Annotated in this window: 20 protein-coding genes and 1 pseudogene; 11 read left to right on the forward strand and 10 right to left on the reverse strand. The window is 68.9% G+C overall.

Annotated features, from left to right (window positions below):
• Positions 1-93 precede the first annotated feature (93 nt).
• Positions 94-324: pseudogene (locus QMZ26_RS05830) on the reverse strand (CDP-glycerol glycerophosphotransferase); the annotation flags it as partial.
• A 221-nt stretch (positions 325-545) separates the two neighbouring features.
• Complete coding sequence (locus QMZ26_RS05835) at positions 546-1,604, reverse strand: CDP-glycerol glycerophosphotransferase family protein (protein WP_283220936.1); 1,059 nt, start codon at positions 1,602-1,604, stop codon at positions 546-548.
• On the opposite strand from QMZ26_RS05835, the gene QMZ26_RS05840 reads away from it, so the two are divergent.
• The gene (locus QMZ26_RS05840) at positions 1,603-2,409 is read left to right on the forward strand and encodes a glycosyltransferase family 2 protein (protein ID WP_283220859.1); all 807 of its coding nucleotides are present in this window, start codon (positions 1,603-1,605) and stop codon (positions 2,407-2,409) included. The genes QMZ26_RS05835 and QMZ26_RS05840 overlap by 2 nt on opposite strands.
• A gap of 200 nt (positions 2,410-2,609) precedes the next feature.
• Here the strand turns inward: QMZ26_RS05840 and QMZ26_RS05845 are convergent, their stop codons facing one another.
• The 5 genes from QMZ26_RS05845 to def form a co-directional block, all read right to left on the reverse strand.
• The gene (locus QMZ26_RS05845; protein WP_283220860.1) at positions 2,610-3,914 is read right to left on the reverse strand and encodes an O-antigen ligase; all 1,305 of its coding nucleotides are present in this window, start codon (positions 3,912-3,914) and stop codon (positions 2,610-2,612) included.
• Positions 3,915-4,009: 95 nt separating this feature from the next.
• Positions 4,010-5,725: a glycosyltransferase family 39 protein gene (locus tag QMZ26_RS05850; protein ID WP_079223637.1), complete on the reverse strand. Its 1,716-nt coding sequence runs from the start codon at positions 5,723-5,725 to the stop codon at positions 4,010-4,012.
• Positions 5,726-5,747: 22 nt separating this feature from the next.
• The gene (gene rsmB / locus QMZ26_RS05855; RefSeq protein ID WP_283220861.1) at positions 5,748-7,079 is read right to left on the reverse strand and encodes a 16S rRNA (cytosine(967)-C(5))-methyltransferase RsmB; all 1,332 of its coding nucleotides are present in this window, start codon (positions 7,077-7,079) and stop codon (positions 5,748-5,750) included.
• A 4-nt stretch (positions 7,080-7,083) separates the two neighbouring features.
• Positions 7,084-8,007 (reverse strand): methionyl-tRNA formyltransferase, encoded by a 924-nt coding sequence (gene fmt, locus QMZ26_RS05860; protein WP_283220862.1) that lies wholly within the window; start codon positions 8,005-8,007, stop codon positions 7,084-7,086.
• Between the two features lie 121 nt (positions 8,008-8,128).
• Positions 8,129-8,641, reverse strand: coding sequence for a peptide deformylase (gene def, locus QMZ26_RS05865; RefSeq protein WP_079223642.1), 513 nt, complete (start codon positions 8,639-8,641; stop codon positions 8,129-8,131).
• Between the two features lie 129 nt (positions 8,642-8,770).
• Here def and QMZ26_RS05870 point away from each other — a divergent pair, with 129 nt between their 5' ends.
• The 9 genes from QMZ26_RS05870 (at position 8,771) to QMZ26_RS05910 (ending at position 18,939) form a co-directional block, all read left to right on the forward strand.
• Positions 8,771-9,898 carry a LysM peptidoglycan-binding domain-containing protein gene (locus tag QMZ26_RS05870; protein WP_283220863.1) on the forward strand — a complete coding sequence of 376 codons (1,128 nt, stop codon included), beginning with the start codon at positions 8,771-8,773 and terminating at the stop codon, positions 9,896-9,898.
• A 568-nt stretch (positions 9,899-10,466) separates the two neighbouring features.
• Positions 10,467-11,600, forward strand: a complete 1,134-nt coding sequence (dprA, locus tag QMZ26_RS05875; RefSeq protein ID WP_283220864.1) for a DNA-processing protein DprA — start codon at positions 10,467-10,469, stop codon at positions 11,598-11,600.
• Positions 11,601-11,643: 43 nt separating this feature from the next.
• The gene (locus QMZ26_RS05880; RefSeq protein WP_079223647.1) at positions 11,644-12,117 is read left to right on the forward strand and encodes a DUF494 family protein; all 474 of its coding nucleotides are present in this window, start codon (positions 11,644-11,646) and stop codon (positions 12,115-12,117) included.
• Between the two features lie 39 nt (positions 12,118-12,156).
• A complete protein-coding gene (locus QMZ26_RS05885) occupies positions 12,157-12,891 on the forward strand; it encodes a GYF domain-containing protein (RefSeq protein WP_283220865.1) in 735 nt (244 codons plus the stop codon).
• A gap of 55 nt (positions 12,892-12,946) precedes the next feature.
• Positions 12,947-13,903, forward strand: coding sequence for an RDD family protein (locus QMZ26_RS05890; protein ID WP_283220866.1), 957 nt, complete (start codon positions 12,947-12,949; stop codon positions 13,901-13,903).
• A gap of 249 nt (positions 13,904-14,152) precedes the next feature.
• A complete protein-coding gene (locus QMZ26_RS05895; RefSeq protein ID WP_283220867.1) occupies positions 14,153-16,630 on the forward strand; it encodes a DNA topoisomerase I in 2,478 nt (825 codons plus the stop codon).
• Positions 16,631-16,797: 167 nt separating this feature from the next.
• Positions 16,798-17,358, forward strand: coding sequence for a Sua5/YciO/YrdC/YwlC family protein (locus QMZ26_RS05900; protein ID WP_079223653.1), 561 nt, complete (start codon positions 16,798-16,800; stop codon positions 17,356-17,358).
• Positions 17,359-17,401: 43 nt separating this feature from the next.
• On the forward strand, positions 17,402-18,109 hold the full coding sequence (locus QMZ26_RS05905; protein WP_108747460.1) for a DUF4124 domain-containing protein: 708 nt from the start codon (positions 17,402-17,404) through the stop codon (positions 18,107-18,109).
• A gap of 104 nt (positions 18,110-18,213) precedes the next feature.
• Positions 18,214-18,939: a hypothetical protein gene (locus tag QMZ26_RS05910; RefSeq protein ID WP_283220868.1), complete on the forward strand. Its 726-nt coding sequence runs from the start codon at positions 18,214-18,216 to the stop codon at positions 18,937-18,939.
• 109 nt (positions 18,940-19,048) lie between these two features.
• Here QMZ26_RS05910 and QMZ26_RS05915 read toward each other — a convergent pair whose 3' ends face one another.
• Positions 19,049-19,825, reverse strand: coding sequence for an SDR family oxidoreductase (locus QMZ26_RS05915; protein WP_079223656.1), 777 nt, complete (start codon positions 19,823-19,825; stop codon positions 19,049-19,051).
• 111 nt (positions 19,826-19,936) lie between these two features.
• Here QMZ26_RS05915 and QMZ26_RS05920 point away from each other — a divergent pair, with 111 nt between their 5' ends.
• The gene (locus QMZ26_RS05920; RefSeq protein WP_079223657.1) at positions 19,937-20,143 is read left to right on the forward strand and encodes a hypothetical protein; all 207 of its coding nucleotides are present in this window, start codon (positions 19,937-19,939) and stop codon (positions 20,141-20,143) included.
• Positions 20,144-20,225: 82 nt separating this feature from the next.
• Here QMZ26_RS05920 and sppA read toward each other — a convergent pair whose 3' ends face one another.
• Entirely contained in the window at positions 20,226-22,148 is a 1,923-nt protein-coding gene (sppA, locus tag QMZ26_RS05925) for a signal peptide peptidase SppA (protein WP_079223658.1), read from the reverse strand.
• 115 nt (positions 22,149-22,263) lie between these two features.
• Entirely contained in the window at positions 22,264-23,628 is a 1,365-nt protein-coding gene (locus QMZ26_RS05930) for an MATE family efflux transporter (protein ID WP_283220869.1), read from the reverse strand.
• Between the last annotated feature and the right edge of the window lie 18 nt (positions 23,629-23,646).

The raw sequence follows: 23,646 nt of genomic DNA on the forward strand, positions 1-23,646 counted from the left end.
CCGGCATCCACGCATGGCGTGGATCTACTGTAGAGCCGAGCCCATGCTCGGCTTGCCGCAGCCGAGCATGGGCTCGGCTCTACATCACACCCATCACCGCTGCGACGGGCCCCAGTACCCCAGGTCCTTGCGGATCTGCAGGTCGCGTACCCAGCTGCCAAACGGCTTGCGCCGCAGCGCACCCATTTCGCCGGACAGGAAATCCTCGGTCGCGGTGATCACCCGCTCGCTGGAGCGGCCATCGCGGAACGGGTGGATGGCATCGGCATAACGCACGATCTCGGCCTGCAGCGCCGCCTCCGGGTGCAGCGCGCGCTGCAGCATCACACGGCCGGCGCCCATGGCGATGTGGCGCTGGCACTGAACTACCTGCCGCAGGCGCAGGCGCAACAGGTGATGGAGCAGCTGGCCGCAGCACTCGCGCGGCGCAAGCTGCGCTGGTGACGGCGGGACCGGCATCCACGCATGGCGTGGATCTACTGTAGAGCCGAGCCCATGCTCGGCTTGCCGCAGCCGAGCATGGGCTCGGCTCTACATCACACCCATCACCGCTGCGACGGGCCCCAGTACCCCAGGTCCTTGCGGATCTGCAGGTCGCGTACCCAGCTGCCGAACGGCTTGCGCCGCAGCGCACCCATTTCGCCGGACAGGAAATCCTCGGTCGCGGTGATCACCCGCTCGCTGGAGCGGCCATCGCGGAACGGGTGGATGGCATCGGCATAACGCACGATCTCGGCCTGCAGCGCCGCCTCCGGGTGCAGGGCGCGCTGCAGCATCGCCGGCAGCTGCGTTGCATCATCGAAGTCGATCATGTGCGGCTTGGGCACGCGGTTGCGGAAGGTCACCACCGGCTTGTGCTGGACGATGAACTCCGAAACGATCGAGGAGGTATCGGACACCAGCACGTCGGCCGCACGCTGGGCGGCCATCACCTGTTCCGGCTCGATGAAGCGCGCATTGGCACCGGCCAGCGCGCGGTAGCGCTCGAACAGTTCCGGCGGGCACTTGGGGTGCAGGGTCAGCAGCCAGTAGCGCTCACCGGCGGCGATATCGGCGGCGATCGGCGCCAGCAGATGCGGGGCCGCACTCAGCCGCTCGGTGAACGTCGAGCCGAACAGGATGACCGGACGCCCGCCGGCCGGCGCACGCAGCGCGGCACTCTCGCCACCATCGTCGCGGAACAGCGGATCGAGCTTCGGCCAGCCGGTTTCGGCCACCGCGAAGTGCCCCTGCTGATCGGCGATCTGCCGGAACGGTGCGGTGGTGGCCGGCCCCTGCGTGCAGTACAGGTCGAACATGCCGCGCACCCGGAAGTGGCCACGCGCACTGTCCCGTTTCTCCACGTTGAAGCCATGGAACAGCTGCACCTTGGCCCCGGCGAGGAAGGTCGGCACCCAGTTGGCGGCGCTGAACACCGCGCGCGGGCGCATCGCCAGGGCCTGCTTCAGGCCGATGCTGGGCACCCCGAGCAGGCTGCTGCCAGCCGCGCCGCCCTCGAACCAGGCGGCCACCTCCTGCCCGGACGCGTGCAAGGCCTGCGCCAACGGGGCGAGAATAGGCAGCGCATAGCGCTCCGTCGCAAACAACAGGTACCCGGCCATCATGTCCTCCACGACCGCTCCCATCGAACGGCCTCGCATCTCGGCGTGCATTATCGCGTTCAACGAGGCCGGGCGCATCGGCGACTGCCTGGCCTCGCTGGCCTTCTGCGATGAGATCGTGGTGGTGGACTCGCAGTCCACCGATGCCACCGTGGCCATCGCCGAGGCCGCCGGTGCCCGCGTGCTGCAACGCCCGTTCGATGGTTTCCGCAGCCAGAAGGCGTTCTGCGTCGAGCAGGCCCGCCACGACTGGGTGCTGTGCCTGGACGCCGATGAGCGCGTCAGCCCGGAACTGCGCACGGCCATCGAGCAGGCCCGCGACGGCGGTTTCAGCGGCCACGCCGGCTACCGCTTCGCCCGCCTCTCGGAGTATTTCGGGAAGTTCCTGCGCCACGGCAACGCCTACCCGGACCGGGTGATGCGCCTGTTCGACCGGCGTCAGGGCGGCTGGCGCGGCAAGCGCGAGATCCACGAGGCGGCCAGCGTCGATGGCAGCGTCGGCACCCTGTGCGGTGATCTCATCCACTACCCCTACCGCTCGCTGCAGCAGCAGCTGGCCAAGACCGAGAAGTACGCGCGGATGATGGCCGAGCACGAGTTTGCGCGCGGCAAGCGGGCCACGCTGGGCAAGCTGGTGCTGGCGCCGGCCTGGCGGTTCTGGCGCGGCTTCGTGTTCCGCGGTGGCTTCCGCGATGGCTGGCACGGCCTGGTCTACGCCTACGTGCGCGCCAACTACGTGCGGCAGAAGACCATCATGCTGTGGATGCTGGGCAACGGTCAGGCCGTGGCCGACCCGCGCAACGAATGATCCGGCATCTGTGCCGACCAACGGTCGGCACCCACCGGCAACTCTGGGCCATGCGGCATCTGTGCCGACCAACGGTCGGCACCCACCGGCAACTCTGGGCCATGCGGCACCCGTGCCGACCAACGGTCGGCACCTACCAGTAGATCCACGCCATGCGTGGATGAGCGCAACGGTCGGCACCTACCACGGCGGAACCCCCGTCAGGCCTTCGCCCGATGGCGTGCGCCTTCCAGCAGCGACAGGCCGGTCAGCAGGCCGACGATGGTCACGTAGAAACTGGCCGTCATCTGGTGGGCGAACATCGACTGGGTCAGCCCGCACAACGCGTAGGCAATGACGATCATCACGCCCGCCGCCGCCGGCCCGCGGAAAGTGGCCCGCCCGCTGCGCCGGTGCAGATGGACGAACACCCACAGAGGCACGCCGTACACCGCGATCAGCATCAGCAGGCCGGGCAGGCCCTGGGTCGCCGCCCATTCGGCCACGTCGTTGTGTGCATGGCCCAGGTGGCAGCGCTCTTCGTCGGGGTCTTCGCGGCAGGCCGGCACGCGCTGCATGGCGCTGTCGAAGTGGCCAATGCCCACACCCGTCAACGGATGGTCGAGGAAGGTCTGCCAGGCCACCTGCAGGCGCTCGACGCGCGCACCGGCAGAGGAATCGACGTCGCCCTGCTCCAGCTTCTGCACATCGCTGTGCAGTTCGGTCAGGCGCACCTGGTGGCGCAGTTCGGGCACCGACAGCAGCAGGGTGGCGCCGATGGCCAGCATGCCCGCCAGCACCGACAGGCGGGCCACGCCGGTCCGCCAGCGCAGGCTCAGGGCGAGGACCACCAGCAGCGCCAGCAACGCAGCGAAGACGCCGCGGCTGCCGGTCAGCACGATCGTGCCGCAGCCGGCCGCCATGCCGACAATCACCAGCGACCAGCGTCGCGACGGGCGGCAGAACACCAGCAGCACCATCAGCATGACCACGATGTCAGCCAGCACGATGGCATTGGTGGTCAGCTCGGCACGCGGCGCGCCCTGCAGCACCTGCACCAGCGACAGCACGAAGCTGCCCAGCAGGCCGGCCAGCGCGCCGCGCCAGAGCCAGCGCAGGTCCGGGCGCAGCGCACAGACCCACAGTGCGATCCACGGGATGACCAGGAACCGCGAACGGTTGTCGACATCACGCAGGCCCTGCTCGAACAGCAGCACCGACAGCAGGCCCAGCGCCACCGCCGCCAGCATCAGCGCGGTCAGCGCACGCACGGGCATGCCGCCCATGCCCCGCGCACGCCACAGCAGCTCTGGTGCCAGCAGCGTGCTGACCAGCAGGGTCAATGCATACGGCAACAGGTTCACCGGTACGGTCAGTACCAGCGCCGGCATGCAGAACAGGCCGATCTGCGCGATCCAGTGCGCAGCGCCAAGGCGACCGCCGGCAGGCGCGGGCAACGGATCGGCGCGGGTGGGGCTCAGGTTGTCCGGTGAAGCTGGCACGTCGGGATTGATCGCTGCGGTCATGCGGAAGAAAACGGCGGCCCATCTCGCAGACCGCCCGCCTGATGTTTTACTGCCTTTGTGCACGCTTGGGCAGTCTGGACAATCCAGCCGCCACGTTATTGCTCGTTTCTCTGCAACCGCCGTTCACGTTTCAGTTCGGCTTCGGTCGGCACGCAGGGGCCATGCACCGCTCCGGCCGGTACCAACCACCAACGGCGACGGTTGGCGACACCGGCCAGCACCGCCCCGTCGCGGTCCACGCAGCCCAGCAGCGCGTCCTCGTGGGCCAGCAGCCAGCGCCGCTGCGGCGACAGCTGTTGCCACTGCACGCCCGCCTGCAGCTGCTCATGCCAGGGCACGGTGAAACCAAAGGTTGCTGCCGGGCGGTCCACCATCAGCAGGTTCTGTTCCTTCCAGGCCACCAGGCCCAGCTCCGCATCGGCACCGATGCGCGCCCCGACCGAGCGCATCAGGCCGCGGGCCGAGCTGGAATCATTCAGCACCGGGTAGCCGACCAGGCTGTACAGCACCCACACCACGGCCAGCATCGAGACCAGCGCCAGGTGCCGCCGGGCCGGGCCGAACAGCAGCAGGCTGGCAATGCCGGCACCGCCCATGGCCAGCGCCGCCCACGCCATTGCCTCCATCGCCCCCGGGGCCAGGCCACGCTCCAGCACCAGCCTTGCCTCGAAACCGGGCGTGCCGAGCAGGGCCGACGCACCGGCGGCCAGGGTGCCCAGCGCCAGCAGCAGGGTGAAGCCGCCCAGCAGCCGCTGGACGTCACGCCGGCGCAGCAGCCCTGGTATCAGGGGCGCCAGGGCCAGGCAGAACATCGGCAGCGTGGGCAGGATGTAGACGTCGCGCTTGCCGTGCGGAATGGAGAAGAACAGCACGATCAGCAGCCACCAGCCCAGCAGCAGCAGGTAGCGTGCATCGCGCCGCTGCAGGCGCCGCCGCCACGCCGGGATCGCCCATGGCAGGGCCAGGAACGCCGGTATCCACATCGATGGCATCGTGCCCAGGAAGTACCACCACGGCTGGTGGTGATCCCACGACTGCGTGTAGCGCTTGGCCGTCTGCCGGAACAGGATGTCGTCCAGGTAGGCCTGGTACTCGCCCGACTTCGTCGCCAGCGCGGTCATCACCATCGGCACCAGCCACAACGCGGCGGCCAGCACGAAGGCCAGCGGCGCCAGCCAGAAACGCAGGTCGCGCGCATGCAGGCGCACCCGCGGCCAGTGCCGTGCCGAGGCGATCGCCGCCGGCAGGATCATCAGCAGCGCGAGCATGCCCACGCCCTTGGTGATGACCCCGATGCCGGCGAAGAACCAGCCCGCCCACCACCAGCGCCAGGCCGGCCCCAGCAGCAGGTGGCGCAGCAGCCCGTAGTTGGCCAGGGTGATGAACAGCACCAGCAGCGGGTCGATCTGCGCCTTCTTGGCCTGGAAGGTGAACTGCAGCGCGAACAGCAGCGCCCAGCCGGCGTACAGGCCGACCCGGCGCGTCCACAGCCGCCGGCCCAGGTCGACCACGCACCACAGGGTACCCAGCGCGGCGATCAGCGAGGGCAGCAGGAAGGCCACCCGCCAGTTGCCGATCACGCTGTAGAGGGTGGCCTGCCACCACATCAGCATGGGCGGCTTGTCCGAATACAGCTCCAGCCCCCGGTGCGGGAACAGCCACTGGCCGCTGTCCACCATCTGCTTGGCGACCAGCGCGAAACGTGGCTCGTCCGACGGCCAGGGGTCGCGCAATCCGAGCCCCGCGCCAAGCACAAGCAGGGCCATCACTACGAACAACCACGTCTCGCGTGACGCGCGGGTTTTCAGCATGAGGACTTGGACAGCGGAGAGGTCAGGCTGTTTTTAGCAGACGCGCGTAGAAGAATCCGTCAGCATCGTCTTCACCGGGCAGGCGCTGGCGGGCGATGCCCTCGCAGTCCAGGCCGAAAGCGTCATCCAGCGGCGCCGCCTGGGCATCCGGATGCCACTTCAAGAAGGCCCGCACCTGGTCCACGTTCTCGGCGCGCAGGATGGAACAGGTGGCATAGAGCAGCACGCCGCCGGGGCGGAGCATCGCCCAGCAGGCTTCCAGCAGGCGCGCCTGCACCCCCACCAGCGCCTCGACGTCCTCGGCACGGCGGTGGAACATCACGTCCGGTTGGCGGCGGATGACGCCGGTGGCCGAACACGGGGCATCCAGCAGGATGGCGTCGAACAGGGTGCCATCCCACCAGGCCGCGGTATCGCTGGCGTCGGCCACCTGGGTCTGCACGTGCTCGCCCACGCCGGTGCGCGCATAGGTGTCCTTGGCCCGGGCCAGGCGCCGCGCATCGATGTCCAGCGCCAGCAGGCGCAGGCTCGGGTCGCGTTCCAGCAGGTGCGCGGACTTGCCACCGGGGGCGGCACAGGCGTCCAGCACCCGCGAACCGGCCGGCGGCGCCAGCGCATCGGCCGCGCACTGCGCCGACAGGTCCTGCACCGACAACGCGCCTTCGGCAAACCCCGGCAGCTGGTTGACCGGGCTGGCCACGGCCAGGCGCAGCGCATCGGCGCTCAGCGGGCTGGCCTCGGCGGCAATGCCGGCCTCGGCCAGTGCGGCCAGCGCCTTGTCGCGGCCACCGAGCTGGCGGTTGGCGCGCAGCCACAGCGGGGCCGGCTGCAGGCTGGCGCTGAAGATCGCCTCGGCCTGCTGCGGCCAGTCGCGCTCGACCGCCTCGGCCAGCCAGGCCGGGAACGCGTCGCGCGCGGGTTGTTCGGGGAAGCCTTCGCGCTGCGCACGGCGCAGGATGGCGTTGACCAGGCCGGCCTGGCGCTCGCGGCCCAGCGCGCGCGCGGCGTCAACGGTGGCCGACAGCGCCGCATGGGCCGGCAGTTCCAGCACGTCCAGCTGGGCGAAACCGACCATCAGCAGGGTGCGCAGGTCGGCATCGCGCGCCGACAGCGGCTTCTGCATCCACGCCTGCAGCGCGGCGTCATAGGTGCTGCGACGGCGCAGCACGGCGAAGCACAGGGCTTCCAGCAGCGCGCGGTCACGGGTATCGGCCAGCTTGGGCAGGGCCCAGGCCAGTTCGGCCTTCAGCGAACGGCCACGGGTGAACACCTGGGCCAGCACGCGGGCGGCCAGCATGCGGGTCGCAGCGCCCGGCGCGGCCTTGGCAATGGAGAAATCGTTCTGCTTCGACACCGGCTTACGCTCCCACGCGCAGGTCGCGGCGCGCATTGAGGTAGTCGGCGGCGGTGATCGCCTTGCCGCCCTCGCGCTGCAGTACGCGCAGGCGCAGGGCGCCCTGCCCGCAGGCAATGTCGATGCCTTCGCGGCCGGCGGCCAGCACGGTGCCCGGGGCCTGGCCGTGGGCCAGATCCAGTGCCACCGCGCCATGGATGCGCACGCGCTCGCCGGCCAGTTGCGCCTCGGCGATCGGCCACGGGTTGAACGCACGCACGGTGCGCGCCAGTGCCTGCGCGTCCAGCGCCCAGTCCAGCTTCGCTTCGGCCTTGTCCAGCTTGTGTGCGTAGGTGACGCCTTCGGCCGGTTGCGGCCGCGCGATCGGCTTGATGCCCGCGCGCAGCAGGCCCAGGCCGTCGGACAGCACCTGCGCGCCCAGCGCGGCCAGCGAATCATGCAGGTCGCCGCCGGTGGCGGTGGCGGCAATCGGCAGCTCCTGGTGCAGCAGCACGGGGCCGGTATCCAGGCCCGCTTCCATCTGCATCAGGCACACGCCGGTGGTGGCATCGCCGGCCTGGATCGCGCGCTGGATCGGCGCGGCGCCACGCCAGCGCGGCAGCAGCGAGGCGTGCACGTTCCAGCAGCCGTGGGTCGGGATGTTCAGCACGGCGCGGGGCAGGATCAGGCCGTAGGCCACCACCACCATCAGGTCCGGCTGCAGGTCACGCAGCTGTTGCTGGGCGGCCTCGTCCTTCAGGGTTTCCGGCTGGTAGACGGGAATGCCACGGGCGACCGCTTCGAGCTTGACCGGCGACGGCGCCAGGCCACGGCCACGGCCGGCCGGGCGGTCGGGCTGGGTGTAGACGGCCACGACCTCGTGATGGCGCGCGGCCGCACGCAGCGACGACACCGCGAATTCCGGCGTACCGGCAAAGACAATCCTCATGGCTACCCCACTTGCAGGATGGATTCGTGCAGAAAGAACAACGGCGCCGTCGGCCGGCGCCGTACAGCCCGCGCCGGAAGCGCAGGCAGGGGCCGCCATGAAGGGCGGCCCGCGATGGCGGTCAGGCGACGTGCTTGCGCTGCTTGGCCAGCTTCTTGCGGACCATTTCGCGCTTCAGCGGCGAGAGGTAATCGATGAACAGCTTGCCGTCCAGGTGGTCCATCTCGTGCTGCACGCACACGGCCAGCAGGCCATCGGTGCTCAGCTCCTGCGGCTGCCCCTGGCGGTCCAGGAACTTCACCGTGATGGAATCGGCGCGGGTGACATCGGCGAAGATGCCCGGCACCGACAGGCAGCCTTCCTGGTACACCTGGCCCCCGTCCTTGGCGACGATTTCCGGGTTGATGAACACCCGCGGTTCGTTCTTCTCTTCGCTCACGTCGATGACCATGAAGCGCTTGTGGACGTCCACCTGGCTGGCGGCCAGGCCGATGCCCGGGGCGTCGTACATGGTCTGGAACATGTCGTCGATGAGGGTCTGGAAGGCCGGGGTGGTGACCTCGGCGGCATCGATCAACGCAGCCTTGGTACGCAGGCGCGGATCGGGGAACTCAAGAATGGGGAGCAGGGCCATGGCTGTTTCCGGGTTGGGGGCCGGGGATACGCCGGCATACGTCGCAGATTCTATCTGCAACGCTTGCCTTGCGCCCCGGTTTCTGGACTATAGTGCGCGAACCTGTTGGGGAATCAGGGCTTCGCACCTATGTTGCTTCGTTTTCGTACGGTCGTCGCTGCGGCGATGCTGACCGTGGCTGCCTATGCTACCGCCGTTGAAGTGAACGGCGGGCACCCGGACGCCTATGTGGTCCGCAAAGGGGACACGCTGTGGGACATCGCAGGACGCTTCCTGCAGAAACCCTGGCTGTGGCCCGAGATCTGGCAGGCCAATCCGCAGATCGCCAACCCGCATCTCATCTACCCGGGTGACGTGCTGAGCCTGGCCTACCTGGACCGCGTGACGGCCCAGCCCGGCCCGCGCACGGAAGCCCCGGTGACCGGCGTGCCGCTTTCGGAAGTCGAGCCCTTCCTGAAGCAGCTGAGCGTGGTCGACAGCATCGACCAGCTGCCCTACGTGGCCGGCCTGGAAGACAACCGCCTGCGCGCCACCAGCGGCCAGACCGTCTATGTCCGCCTGGCCGATGCCCAGGTGGGCCAGCGCTGGGCCGTGGTCCGCCCGACCGTGCGCTACGGCCAGCCCAAGCCGACCGAGGACCTGACCGCCAACGGCGATGTCACCCCGGGCAGCGGCAACCTGTGGCAGGCCTACAACGCACCCAACCACCGCCGCGGCGTGCTGGGCTATGAACTGGCCCAGGTCGGCCTGGGCACCCTGACCAAGGTGGCTGGCGGCAAGACGGAAGCCTCCACCCTGGTGCTGGACGCCAACACCAACGGCCGCGAAGTGCGCGCCGGTGACCGCCTGGTCCCGGTGGAAGCCCAGCCGTACGACCTGCAGTTCTTCCCGCATGTGCCGGCGGCCAGCCTGGAAGGCCTGGACGTGCGCGTGCTGGCCGTGACCGACATGTTCAATGCCGGCGGCCCGCGCGACGTCATCGCCATCTCGGCCGGCCGCAGCCAGGGCGTGGACAACGGCACGGTGTTCTCGCTGTGGCGCCAGGGCAGCCATGTCGCCCACCGCATGAAGTACCCGAATTCCTCGCGCATGGACGATTCGCCGTCCACCGGCGCGGGCCGGGTCAGCCTGCCGGACGAGTACGCCGCCCACGCAATGGTGTTCCGCACCTTCGACAACGTCAGCTATGCACTGGTGATGCAGGGCGTGAAGCCGGTGAAGGTGGGCTACAGCGCCCAGCACCCGGACGCGAAATAGAGTCGACCGTTGGTCGACTGCTCTCCCAACCGCCCGCGACAGTCGACCAACGGTCGACTCTACCCACCTTCGGCGGACTCCCCTGACAGCAACATGCGAAGGCGCCCCAGGGCGCCTTCGTCGTTTGGCAGGCCCCAACCGCCCGCGAAAACCCCGCGCTGCGCGCGGTAGTCGACTGACAGTCGACTCTACCCAGCGGGCGACCCCGGTAGAGTCGACCGTTGGTCGACTGCTCTCCCAACCGCCCGCGACAGTCGACCAACGGTCGACTCTACCCGCCTTCGGCGGACTCCCCTGACAGCAACATGCGAAGGCGCCCCAGGGCGCCTTCGTCGTTTGGCAGGCCCCAACCGCCCGCGAAAACCCCGCGCTGCGCGCGGTAGTCGACTGACAGTCGACTCTACCCAGCGGGCGACCCCGGTAGAGTCGACCGTTGGTCGACTGCTCTCCCGACCGCCCGCGACAGTCGACCAACGGTCGACTCTACCCGCCTTCGGCGGACTCCCCTGACAGCAACATGCGAAGGCGCCCTAGGGCGCCTTCGTCGCCCGTGGCCGATAGTCGGGCGATGCCTGATTCCACCCCCGCCCCCGATGCCCTCGCCCGCCTGGTCCTGGCCGGCGGCCCGCTGGCGCCACGCCGCGCCCTGCTGCTGGCCAGCGGCAATGCCGACGCCGCCCTCGCCCTGGGGGTGGCCGGCTGGCGCGCCCACGGCTGTTCGGCGGAACAATGCGCAGCACTGCAGCAGCCCGACCCCGCAGCGCTGGCCACCACCCTGCGCTGGCTGCAGCAACCGGGCCGGCAGTTGCTGGGCTGCGCCGACCCCGCCTTTCCGCCATTGCTGCAGGACATCCCGCAGCCCCCGCTGGCCCTGTTCGTGGCCGGTGACGCCAGCCTTGCCTGGCATCCCGCGGTGGCGGTGGTCGGCAGCCGCTCGCCGACGCCCACCGGGCGCGCCCTCGCCGCCCGCTTTGCTGGTTGCTTCGTCGAGGCCGGCCTGGCGGTGACCAGCGGCCTGGCGGCCGGCATTGATGCGGCCGCCCATGCCGCCGCGCTGGATGCGGGCGGGCGTACGGTGGCGGTCATCGGCACCGGCCCGGACCAGGCCTACCCGCCCGGCAATGTCCGCCTGCAGGCCCGCATCGCCGACGAAGGTGCCGTGCTGAGCGAGTACCCACCGGGCACCCCGGCGCGGGCGGGGCAGTTTCCGGCGCGCAACCGGCTGGTGGCCGGGCTGGCCCTGGCCACGGTGGTCATCGAGGCCGCGCAGCGCTCCGGCGCCCTGATCACCGCGCGCCTGGCGGCAGAGGCCGGGCGTGAGGTCGGCGCAGTGCCCGGTTCGGTGCTGAACCCGCGCGCGGCCGGCTGCCACCGGCTGATCCGTGAAGGCGTGGCCCTGATCGAGCGGCCCGAAGACATGCTGGAGCTGTTGGCCCCTGCCCTGCGCCAGCAACTGCCCGGCTTGCAAAGCCGCCTTGCCACCCCCACTGAACAGGCTTCGCCGGCAGACCTGCCGGACCGGTGGGCAAACGACCCTGACTACCAGAGCTTGTGGCAGGCACTGGACCACAACCCAAGCGGTATGGATTCATTGATCACGCGTTGTGGATTGACGGCGCCTGAGGTGTCCTCCATGCTGCTGGCCATGGAACTGGCGGGAATCGTGGTGTGCGTACACGGCCGCTACTGTCGAACTCCCTAGTTTCTTCACCTCCACAGCGTCGCCCGACGCAGGCCGAGGGGCAATGAAAGAGAGCATCCTTGACGTACTGTTGTACCTGTTTGAACACTATTTCAGCGAAGATGCGGACCTGATCCGCGACCGCGACTCGCTGCAGAATGGCCTGATCCAGGCCGGTTTCAGCCCCACCGAGATCAACAAGGCCTTCGACTGGCTCGACGCGCTGGCTGCCCAGCGGCCGAGCGTGGCGCAGGCTCGGGTCGACGGTCCCGTGCGCGTTTTCCACGGCCCCGAGCTGGACAAGCTGGACGTGGAATGCCGCGGCTTCCTGCTGTACCTGGAGCAGCACGGCATCCTCGACGCCGACCAGCGCGAGCTGGTGCTGGACCGTGCCATGGCCCTGGACCAGGACGAACTGGACCTGGACGACCTGAAGTGGGTCGTGCTGATGGTGCTGTTCAACCAGCCGGGCGCCGAAGCGGCCTATGCCTGGATGGAAACGCAGATGTTCATGGACGAGCCAGAACCCCTGCACTGACCTTACACTTGGGGACCGAGCGCATTCAGGAGCGTCCCCGTGAGTGAGTGGTTTCACGCCCAAGGCAACCGCCAGCAAGGCCCGTTGCCGGCGGAACAGTTGATCGAGCTTTTCCGCAGCAACGAAATCACCCTGGACACCCTGGTCTGGCGCGACGGGCTGCCGCAATGGCAGCCCTTGCGCAGCGTGGTCGACGAACTTGGCCTGATCGTGCCGGCCGTGGACGCCCCGGCCGCTGCCCCGCCACCGCCGCCGGCCGCTCCGCAACCGCCCATCCTGCCGCCGGAAGCGCCTTACCGCGCCGCCGCCAGCGCGGCCTTGCCGCCGCCGAAGAAGGGCCTGTCCGGCTGCGCGCTGACCGCCATCATCGGTGGCGTCGCCCTGCTGGTGCTGGTGCCGATCGTGGCCATCCTGGCCGCGATCGCCCTGCCCGCCTACAACGACTACACCGTACGCACCAAGGTCGCCGTCGCGGCCGATGCGCTGCACCCGCTGCAGGCGCAGGTTGAACATTTCGCTGAAGAGCAGGGGCGCTGCCCAGGCGCCAACGACGCCGGCTTCCCGGCCCCTGGCGACTTCACCCAGGTCGGCCTCTCGGCGGTGAACATCGGCCGCTTCAACAACGGCCACTGCGGTATCGAGGGGACGCTGGCGATGCCCGGCAAGAGCATCGACGGCGATCTGCTGTGGCTGGAATACGATCGCGACAGCGGCCGCTGGGAATGCACCGGCGAAAGCGACAACAAATACCTGCCGAAGGCGTGCCACAGCTGAGCCGCCGGCCGCGCAGGCTGCATGACTTCCAAGGACGACCCAACAGGGGACAGCAATGACTGAGTGGTATTTTGCCGAAGGACAGCAACGCCAGGGACCGTTCCCGGTCACCGAGATCCGCCAGCGCTTCCAGCGCGGACAGCTGACCCTGGACACGCTGGTGTGGCGCGAGGGCATGGGCCAGTGGGCCGCCCTGCGCCAGGTGGTGGACGAGCTGGGCCTGCAGACCCTGGCCGACGCCAGCGAAAATACCGCCTCGGGCGGCTTCGACCTGCGCGGTGACTATGCCGCCATCGATAACGGCACCGCGCCGCTGCCGGGTACCGGCGCCCTCAGCTCGCCCTACAGCGCCCCCAGCGCCGCAGGCGGCTATGCCGATACGGCGGTGGTGACCGGTGGCGAGGTGGTCTATGCCGGGTTCTGGAAGCGCTTTGCCGCAGCCTCCATCGATTCCATGGTGATGATCGGCGTGCTGGTCGTGGTGTTCGTGGTCGGCGCGATGATGTTCGGCGGCATGACCGCTTTCATGGGCGATCTCAACTCGCCGGAAAGCTCCCCGGGCATGATGCTGTTCATCGTGCTGGGCGTGTACGGGCTGCCGACCGTCATCCAGGCCGTGTACTTCACCATGATGCACGCCTCCGCCCGCCAGGCCACGCTGGGCAAGATGGCCGTCGGCATCAAGGTCGTCCGCACCGATGGCCAGCGCCTGGGCACCGGCCGCAGCCTGGGCCGCTGGGCCGCGCTGTTCCTGTCCTACGTGTTCAGCTGTGGCCTGGCCTACATCGTCTCTGGCTTCATGGCCGGCATGACCGCCCGCAAGCAGGGCCTGCACGACATGATCGCGGACACCCTGGTGGTGGACAAATGGGCCTACACCGACCACCCGGACCGCCAGCGCCACGAACTGGGCACGGTCACCGTGGTGGTCATCGTGCTGGCGATACTGGCCGCGCTGGCCTATGCCGGCCTGATGGTGATGAGCGTGGTGATGGCTGCCCGGCAGTCGTAAGCCCGGCCCCTGCCCCGGCCCGCGACAGGGCACGAGGGACGGGGAATCGCCATCCCGCCACGCTTTTCCTCACACCGGGCCGCTTGACACGGGTGGCTCGGGCGTGATTCCTCTAATAAGGAAACCTGAACGCCCGGCACATTACCGGGCGTTCAGTTTATGGATTTACCCGTGGCCGCTTCACTAATGCGGCCGTTTGCTCCACCCTAGCGGCCCCTTCCCCCGGTCCGCCCACAGACCTTTCCCGACATGCCCAAGCACCTGCTCATCGTCGAATCGCCGGCCAAGGCCAAGACGATCAACAAATACCTCGGCAAGGATTACACCGTCCTGGCCTCGTATGGGCATGTGCGCGACCTGATCCCGAAGGAAGGCGCGGTCGACCCGGACAACGGGTTCGCCATGCATTACGACGTCATCGACAAGAACGAAAAGCACGTCGATGCCATCGCCAAGGCCGCCAAGGGCGCCGACGACATCCTGCTGGCGACCGACCCGGATCGCGAGGGTGAAGCGATCAGCTGGCATATCGCCGAGATCCTGAAGGAACGCGGGCTGGTCAAGGACAAGCCGATGCAGCGCGTGGTCTTCACCGAGATCACCCCGCGCGCCATCAAGGAAGCCATCAACCAGCCGCGGGCCATCGCCAGCGACCTGGTGGACGCCCAGCAGGCGCGCCGCGCGCTGGACTACCTGGTCGGCTTCAACCTGTCGCCGGTGCTGTGGCGCAAGGTGCAGCGCGGCCTGTCCGCCGGCCGCGTGCAGAGCCCGGCGCTGCGCATGATCGTCGAGCGCGAGGAGGAGATCGAAGCCTTCATCGCCCGCGAATACTGGTCCATCGGCGCCGAGTGCGCGCACCCCAGCCAGCACTTCAACGCCAAGCTGATCAAGCTGGACGGGCAGAAGTTCGAGCAGTTCACCGTCACCGACGGCGACACCGCCGAGGCTGCCCGCCTGCGCATCCAGCAGGCGGCGCAGGGTTCGCTGCACGTCACCGACGTGGCCAGCAAGGAGCGCAAGCGCCGTCCGGCGCCGCCGTTCACCACGTCCACCCTGCAGCAGGAAGCCTCGCGCAAGCTCGGCTTCACCACCCGCAAGACCATGCAGGTGGCGCAGAAGCTGTACGAAGGCGTCAACATCGGCGACGAAGGCACGGTCGGCCTGATCTCGTACATGCGTACCGACTCGGTGAACCTGTCGCAGGACGCACTGGCCGAGATCCGCGACGTGATCGCCCGTGACTACGGCATCGCCTCGCTGCCGGACCAGCCCAACACCTACCAGACCAAGTCCAAGAACGCCCAGGAAGCGCACGAAGCCGTGCGCCCGACCTCGGCCCTGCGCACCCCGGCCCAGGTCGCACGTTTCCTAACTGACGACGAGCGCCGCCTGTACGAGCTGATCTGGAAGCGTGCGGTGGCCTGCCAGATGATCCCGGCCACGCTCAACACCGTCAGCGTCGACCTGTCCGCCGGCAGCGAACACGTGTTCCGCGCCAGCGGCACCACCGTGGTCGTGCCTGGCTTCCTGGCCGTGTACGAGGAAGGCAAGGACAACAAGAGCGCCGAGGACGAGGATGAAGGCCGCAAGCTGCCGGCGATGAAGCCGGGCGACCGCATCCCGCTGGAACGCATCGTGGCCGAGCAGCATTTCACCCAGCCGCCGCCGCGCTTCACCGAAGCGGCCCTGGTGAAGGCGCTGGAAGAGTACGGCATCGGCCGTCCGTCGACCTACGCCTCGATCATCCAGACCCTGCTGTTCCGCAAGTACGTGGAAATGGAAGGCCGCAGCTTCCGCCCGTCCGACGTCGGCCGTGCGGTGTCCAAGTTCCTGTCCAGCCACTTCACCCGGTACGTGGATTACGACTTCACCGCCAAGCTCGAGGACGAGCTCGATGCCGTCTCGCGCGGCGAGGAAGAGTGGATCCCGCTGATGGCCCGCTTCTGGGAACCGTTCAAGGAGCTGGTGGAAGACAAGAAGGAATCGGTCGACCGTGCCGAGGCCAGCGGTGCCCGTGAACTGGGTACCGACCCCAAGACCGGCAAGCCGGTCAGCGTGCGCTTGGGCCGTTTCGGGCCGTACGCGGCCATCGGCAGCACCGCCGAGGACGCCGAGGAGAAGCCGAAGTTCGCCTCGCTGCGCCCCGGCCAGTCGATGCACACCATCTCCCTGGAAGACGCGCTGGAACTGTTCCTGATGCCGCGCGCGCTGGGCGAGGACAACGGTGAGCCGGTCAGCGTCGGCATCGGCCGTTTCGGCCCGTTCGCCAAGCGCGGCAGCACCTACGCCTCGCTGAAGAAGGAAGACGACCCCTACACCATCGACCTGGCCCGTGCAGTGTTCCTGGTCGAGGAGAAGGAAGAGATCGCGCGCAACCGGATCATCAAGGAATTCGAAGGCAGCGACATCCAGGTGCTGAACGGGCGTTTCGGCCCGTACATCAGCGACGGCAAGATGAACGGCAAGATCCCCAAGGATCGTGAGCCGGCCTCGCTGACCCTGGCTGAAGTGCAGCAGCTGATGGAAGAAACCGGCAAGCCGGTGCGCAAGGGCTTCGGCGCCAAGAAGGCCGCTGCGAAGAAGGCACCGGCCAAGAAGGCGGCAGTGAAGAAGGAAGCCGCGCCGAAGAAGGCGGCGGCCAAGAAGGCCCCGGCGAAGAAGGCTGCAGCGAAGAAGGCTCCGGCCAAGAAGGCTGCAAAGAAAGCCGTCAAGAAGGCCGCGAAGTAGATCCACGCCATGCGTGGATGATCTGCCGGAATGTGCGGACCAACGGTCCGCACCCACGGTCACACTTGGCCGGCATGTGCGGACCAACGGTCCGCACCCACCACCCACCACCCGTTCTGCACGCCGCAGGGGGATAATGGAGCCCCACGTCGGGCCGGCCATCCCCCATGAAAGAACTCACCCTCGATACTGCTGTGGCCACGCTGCGCACGGGAGGCGTGATCGCCTACCCGACCGAAGCCGTCTGGGGCCTGGGTTGCGACCCCGCGCATGAGGCGGCGGTGCACATGGTGCTGCGCCTGAAGCAGCGCCCGGTCGAGAAGGGCATGATCCTGGTCGCCGCCGACCTGCCGCAGCTGGAAGGCTGGGTCCGCCTCGAGGCTCTGCCCGATGCGCGCCAGCGCGCGGTGCTGGCCAGCTGGCCCGGCGCCAACACCTGGATCCTGCCCGCCGGCCCCCGCGCGCGCCACTGGGTGACCGGTGAACACAGCGGCATTGCCGTGCGCATCAGCGCCCACCCGCTGGTGTCGGCTTTGTGCCGCGCCTGGGGCGGGCCGCTGGTGTCCACCAGTGCCAACCTGGCCGGTGAGCCGCCCGCGCGCAGCCGCGAAGAACTGGACCCGCGCCTGCTGCGGCTGCTGGACGGCCTCCTCGATGGCCAGACCGGTGGCCTGGCCCAGCCGACGCCCATCCGCGATGCGCTCAGCGGCAGCATCCTGCGCTCCTGATGCGCCGATTGCGCCGCCACGGCAATGCGTGCAGGCTGCAGCCATGAAGCTGCTGCGCCCTGCCCTGTGCCTGGCACTGTCGATGCCATTGGCGGCCCTTGCCGCCGATGACGTGCGGGTCTACCGCTGCGTCGGCAGCAATGGCGCCGTCGCCCTGCAGGACAAGCCCTGCAGCAGTGGCCGCCAGGAAGTGCGCGACCTGCAGCGGCCGCGCGACCCGCCGCCGCGTACCGCCTCCACCGATGTTCCGCCGCCGGCGCCAGCGGCGACGCCGGACATGGGCGTGCGCGAAGTGCGCCACGTCTACATACAGCCGCCGCAGCCGATGTACGAATGCGTACGCGACGACGGCAGCCGCTATACCAGCGACAACAACGAGGGCAATCCGCGCTGGGTGCCGGTATGGACCACGGTCTGGTACCCGTCGGGCCCCTATGGCGGGCAACGCCCGCGGCCGCCGGGCCCAGGCCCGGGGGGTGGCGCGATTGGCATCGGGCCGCCGCCCGGTGGTGCAGGCATCCCGGTGCACCGGCCTCCGCTCGGCTATGGGGTGAACGTGCCCGGCGGCAACGTGCTGGTGCGCGACGCCTGCACCCAGTTGCCGGCACGCGAAGTCTGCTCGCGCCTGCGCGACCGCCGCTGGGAGCTGGACCGCCGCTACAACAGCGCGCTGCAGAGCGAGCGCACCGCCATCAGCACCGAGCAGCGCGGCATCGACGCGCGCCTGTCACAGGACTGCAGCGGCGGCTGAGCACTGCGCTTTGGTAGATGCCCACCTTGGTGGGCACTCTGGTTTGCCCATGCCAACCAAGGTTGGCATCTACGGGGCAGTGGCCGCTGTTGTAGGCTGCTGCCATGAAAAAACTGATCTGGCTGGCGCTGTGCCTGCTGCCCGTCGCTGCGGCAGCCGACGAAATGGTGATCTACCGCTGCACCGGCAGCAGCGACGTGCCTGTCGTGCAGCGCGTGCCGTGCGCGGCCGGCATGAAACAGTCGATCGTGAAGCTGCCCGGGTCCGCACAACCCGCACCGCCGCCAGCCCCCGAACCCGCCGCTCCGGCACCGGCTGCAGCCGCGCCGCCAGCAGCCGCCCCGGTGCCGGCGCCGGCAACCCCCGCCCCCCCGCGCGCGGGCCAGGAACGCATCATCAGCGAGGCCTACATGGTCGAACGCGAAGGCGGCGATGCCATCCTCGACAGCGCCCTGCTGCCACGCCCCGGCGATGCGACGGTCGATGACACGGCGTCGCCCAAGCCGCCGCTGCCACCCATCTTCCAGTGCCTGGATTCGCAGGGCGGGCAGTACCTGCACGAGTACGAAGCCTCACCGGGTCGCTGCGAGCTGATGAACGTCAGCGGCCTGGGCGGTGCCACCCCGGTCAATGCCGCCAGCTGCGAGGTGGTCCGCGACCGCTGCACCGAAGTGGCCGAGGCGCAGCGCTGTGGCAGCTGGCAGCAGCGCTTCCGCACTGCACGCGGCCGCGAGCGCTTTGCCTCGGCGGACAACCGCGATGACGCACGCGCCGAGCGCGAACGGCTGCAGGCCGTGCTGGCCGCGAGTGATTGCCGGGTACCGGATTGAGTGTCCGCCGGGCATGGCCCGGCGCTACCCGTCCGGCGCCGCACCATCGGCGCTACCCGTCCGGCGCCGCACCATCGCCGGTAGCGCCGGGCCATGCCCGGCGAAAGCGTCAGAACCCGTAACGCAGGAAGCCACCGTCCACCGCGATGCACTCGCCGGTGACGTAGCTCGATGCTGGCAGGCACAGGAAGCCCACTGCTGCGGCCACTTCCTCCGGTTCACCAATGCGGCGCATCGGCGTGCGGTTGATCACTTCTTCGTAGTAATCGGCATCGGACAGCGGGCCGGACGTGCGCCGGGTGCGGATGTACCACGGCGCCACCGCGTTCACGCGGATGCCATCCTCGGCCCATTCCACGGCCAGGTTGCGGGTCATCTGGTGCATGGCGGCCTTGGTCATGCCGTACACCACGCCACTGCGCACATGGGTCAGGCCTGAAACGCTGCCGACATTGACGATGGCCGAGGACGCATGCCGCGCCAGCAGCGGGTGCGCATAGCGCGACAGCTCGAACGCCGAAAACAGGTTGGTCTCGAAGATCTGGCGCCACTCGTCCTCGGAGTACTCGGTCGCCGCCTTGGTGACGTTGCCGCCGGCGTTGTTGACCAGGATGTGCAGGCCATCGCTGTGGTCTTCCACCCAGTCCAGGATCTGCCGGCGGTCTTCGTCATCGGAAACATCGGCGGCCAGCGCGTGCACCTGCATCTGCGGATACACGTCGAGCAGTTCGTCGCGCGCGGTCTCCAGCATGTCGATGTCACGGCCGACGATCATCAGATCAGCACCGAAGCTGGCCAGTTCATGCGCGATCGCCAGGCCGATGCCGGCGCTGGCGCCGGTGATCAGGGCCGTCTGCCCATCCAGGCGCCACCGTTGCTGGGTCATGAGTCCTCCGGGGCCGCGCCCGCTGTATTTCGATGCCGCAAGGATACGCGTCACGGACGGCAGGTGACGACAGTGCGACACTGCCTGCATCACCCGCCCCGGAGCACCACCATGCGTCTGCTGATACCCGCCTGCCTGTCGGTCGCACTGCTGGCCGGTTGCCAGCGGCCGGCCCCGCCCAACCCCGAGAAGCCGCCGGAGCCGCAGGCGCTGGCCAAGGCCATCAACCAGCCGCTGGACCGCGCCAACGGCGTGCAGAAGACCGTGGACGACGCTGCTGCACGCGAGCGCAAGGCCGAGGCTGAGGCAACGCAGTAGCGGAATCCGCCGGGCATGGCCCGGCGCTACCAAAAAAAACGCCCGGCCGAAGCCGGGCGTTTTCATTGGCGGCAATCGCCGGTCAGAACCCGCAGAAGCAGTACGCCAGTGCCTTCACCGGTGCACCGTTGCCCTTCTCGCGCGCGGCGTTCTCGACGAAGCGCAGCTGGGTGTCCACTTCCGGCATCGTGCGCGCCAGCATCATCCGCGCCATGCCCGAATCGGCCAGCATCCAGGCACCGGCATGGCTGCCGGCGAAACCACTGATGAACTGCGCGAACGGGGTGGCGGGCTTCTCGACGTAACGCACGCGGTACTTGTCTTCATTGCCCAGCTTGGCACGGCTGGCGGCGTCGGCCACCGCGTCCTTCATGCCGCCGAAGGCATCGACCAGGCCGCGTTCCTTGGCCTGTGCGCCGCTCCAGACGCGGCCACGGGCCACTTCGTCGATGGCCTCGACCGGCTTCTTGCGGGCCTCGGCCACGCGGCCGGTGAAGTCGGCATAGCCCTTGTTGATCACCGACTGGATGACCTGGCCCACGGCCGGGTCCATCGGGCGGGTGACATCGAAGGCACCGGCGAAGCGGGTCGTGCCCACGCCATCGGTGTGCACGCCGAACTTGTCCAGCGCGCGGCTGAAGTTGGGGATCATGCCGAAGATGCCGATCGAACCGGTGATGGTCGACGGATCGGCGTAGATGCGATCGGCGTTCATGCTGATCCAGTAACCACCGGATGCGGCCAGGTCGCCCATCGACACCACCACCGGCTTGCCGGCAGCCTGCAGGGCCACCACTTCGCGGCGGATCTGCTCGGAGGCGAATACTTCACCGCCCGGCGAATCCACGCGCAGCACCACGGCCTTGACCTGGTCGTCGTCGCGCGCGGCGCGCAGCAGCGCCGAGGTCGAGTCGCCACCGATGCGGCCGGCCGGCAGGTCGCCACCGCTGATCTCACCGGATGCCACCACCACGGCCACCTGCGGACGGTTGTCCACCGGATTGCGGCGCGCGTCGAGCTGGCCCATGTAGGACGCGAAGTCGATGTTGCGGAAGCCGCCGTCGGCGTCTTCATCGGCCACGCCGCGCTCGATCATCAGATCCTCGAATTCCTCGCGGGTCTTCAGCGCGGTCACCAGCTTCTGCTGCAGGGCGAACTTGGCCAGGTCGCCACCGGCAGCGGCCACGCCCTCGGGCAGGGTATCGATGCCCGCGGCCAGCTGCGCCGGATCCAGGCGGCGCGCCTTGGCGATGTCGCCCAGGTAGCGCTGCCACACGTCGTTCATCCAGAACAGGTCGGCTTCCTTGGACGCCGGCGAGGCCGCATCCAGCACGTACGGTTCGGCGGCGGACTTGTACTCACCCACCTTGAAAAGGTGCACGTCCACGCCCAGCTTGTCCTGCAGGCCGGTGCGGAAGTACTGGCGGTAGCGGCCCAGGCCCTCGAGCACGACCGAGCCCATCGGGTCCAGGTAGACCTCGTCGGCCTGCGCGGCCAGCAGGTACTGCGACTGGCCCATGCTCTGGCTGAAGGCAACGATCTGCTTGCCCGAGGCACGCAGGTCCTGCAGCGCACCGGCCACTTCACGCAGCGAGGCGAAGCCGGACGGCTGCAGCTTGTCCAGTTCCAGCACCACGCGCTCGATCTTCTTGTCGTTCTTGGCCGACTCGATCACCCGCAGCAGGTCGCGCAGCTGCACTTCCTCGGCGCCGTTGTCGCCGACGGCCTTGGCCAGCGCGCGGCTGACCGGGTCGGCGCTGAACTGCTCGACCAGCTTGCCTTCAGGCGCAATCACCAGCGTGGTGCGGTCCTGCAGTGATTTGCTGGCACCGGCACCCATGCCTGCAGCGACGATGAACATCACCACCACCAACAGCAGCAGGCCGAAGAACACCAGGTTGAGGATCAGCCTGCGGGTGAAATTCATCACGTCCCACAGCCCGATGAAGAAACTGGCGACGGGGTTGCGATGCGCCGGGGGCAGCGGGGGCACGGGTTGGTTCATGGAGCGCTCCGGATGGCTTCTTGCCGTGGTAACAGCATAGCCGGTGCCGTGTGAGCCGGCATCGGACACAAGTCAGGGGTTCGCCCGTCACGGGGTGTGGTGACGGGCGCGACGATCATTCCAGGGCCGACTGGCCGATGCGCAGGCTGCTGCGGCGCAGGCGCCATCCCATCAGGATGGCAGCGGCGGTCAGGCCGACGATCAGGCCGATCCACATGCCCTGCGGCCCCATGCCCAGGCCCAGGCCGAGCCCGGCACCGAGCGGCATGCCCAGGCCCCAGTACGCGAACATGGCGATGAACATCGGCACGCGCGTGTCCTTCAGCCCGCGCAGCGCGCCGGCCGACAGCACCTGGATGCCATCGGGGAACTGGAAGGTGGCCGCGTACAGCAGCAGGGTCGACGCCAGACCGGCCACGGCCAGGTCGTTGGTGTAGACGCCCACAATGGCATCGTGGCCGAACAGCAGCACCGCCGCCGACAGCGTCTGCGTACCCATGATGATCGCGTAGCCGGCCCACGCCGCGCGGCGCACGCCGAAGCCATCGCCGCGGCCGACCGCATGGCCCACGCGCACGGTGGTGGCCTCAGCCACGCCCATCGGGATCATGAAGCACAGCTGCGCGACGTTGATCGCGATCTGGTGCGCGGCGGCTTCGTTGGCACCGAGGCGGCCGATCAGCAGCGCGGTGACGATGAACAGGCCGCCTTCCATCAGCACGGTGATGCCGATCGGCAGGCCGGTGCGCAGCAGGTCCCAGATCGCCGCCGGGCGCGGGCCCTCGAAGTGCGAGAACAGCTGCAGGTGGGCGAAGCGCTTGGTGAACCACAGGTAGGTACCGAAGGCGATGGCCTGCAGCCACATCATCACCGCCGAGGCGATGCCCAGGCCTTCGGCGCCCATTTCCGGGAAGCCGAACTTGCCGTTGGCCAGCACATAGCCCGTCGGCGCCAGCACCAGCAGGCCGCCGAAGCCGAGCAGCATGGTCGGCAGCGTCCAGTGCATGCCCTCGCTGAGATAGCGCATGCAGAAGTACAGGGTCAGCGCCGGGCCACCCCAGCGCACCGCATGCAGGAAGGCCGTGGCCCCCGGCACGATGTCCGGCGCGATGCCGAAGGCCGGCAGCAGCGGCGGCACCACGGTGAGGAAGGTGAACATGATCAGGCCCAGGCCCAGCGCCAGCCACAGCGCCTGGCGGAACAGCGGGCCGATCTCGCGCTCACGGCCCGCGCCGTGCAGCTGCGACACCGAGGCGGTGAGCGAGATGAGCGTGCCGATCGGGATCAGCATCGGCAGCCACAGCAGCGCGGTACCGATGGTCACTGCGGCCAGGGTGGCGGTGGCGTGGTGGCCGGCAATGACGTTGTCGACGAAGGAGATCAGACCGGTGGATACATGGCCCAGCACCAAAGGCAGGGCGAGCAGACCGGTCGCGCCCACTTCCTTGCGGAAGCGCGGCGTGGAGGTTGCAGTAGACATGGGAGTACAGGACGCCAA

The sequence above is a fragment of the Stenotrophomonas sp. PFBMAA-4 genome (assembly GCF_030053215.1).
GTDB lineage: Bacteria > Pseudomonadota > Gammaproteobacteria > Xanthomonadales > Xanthomonadaceae > Stenotrophomonas.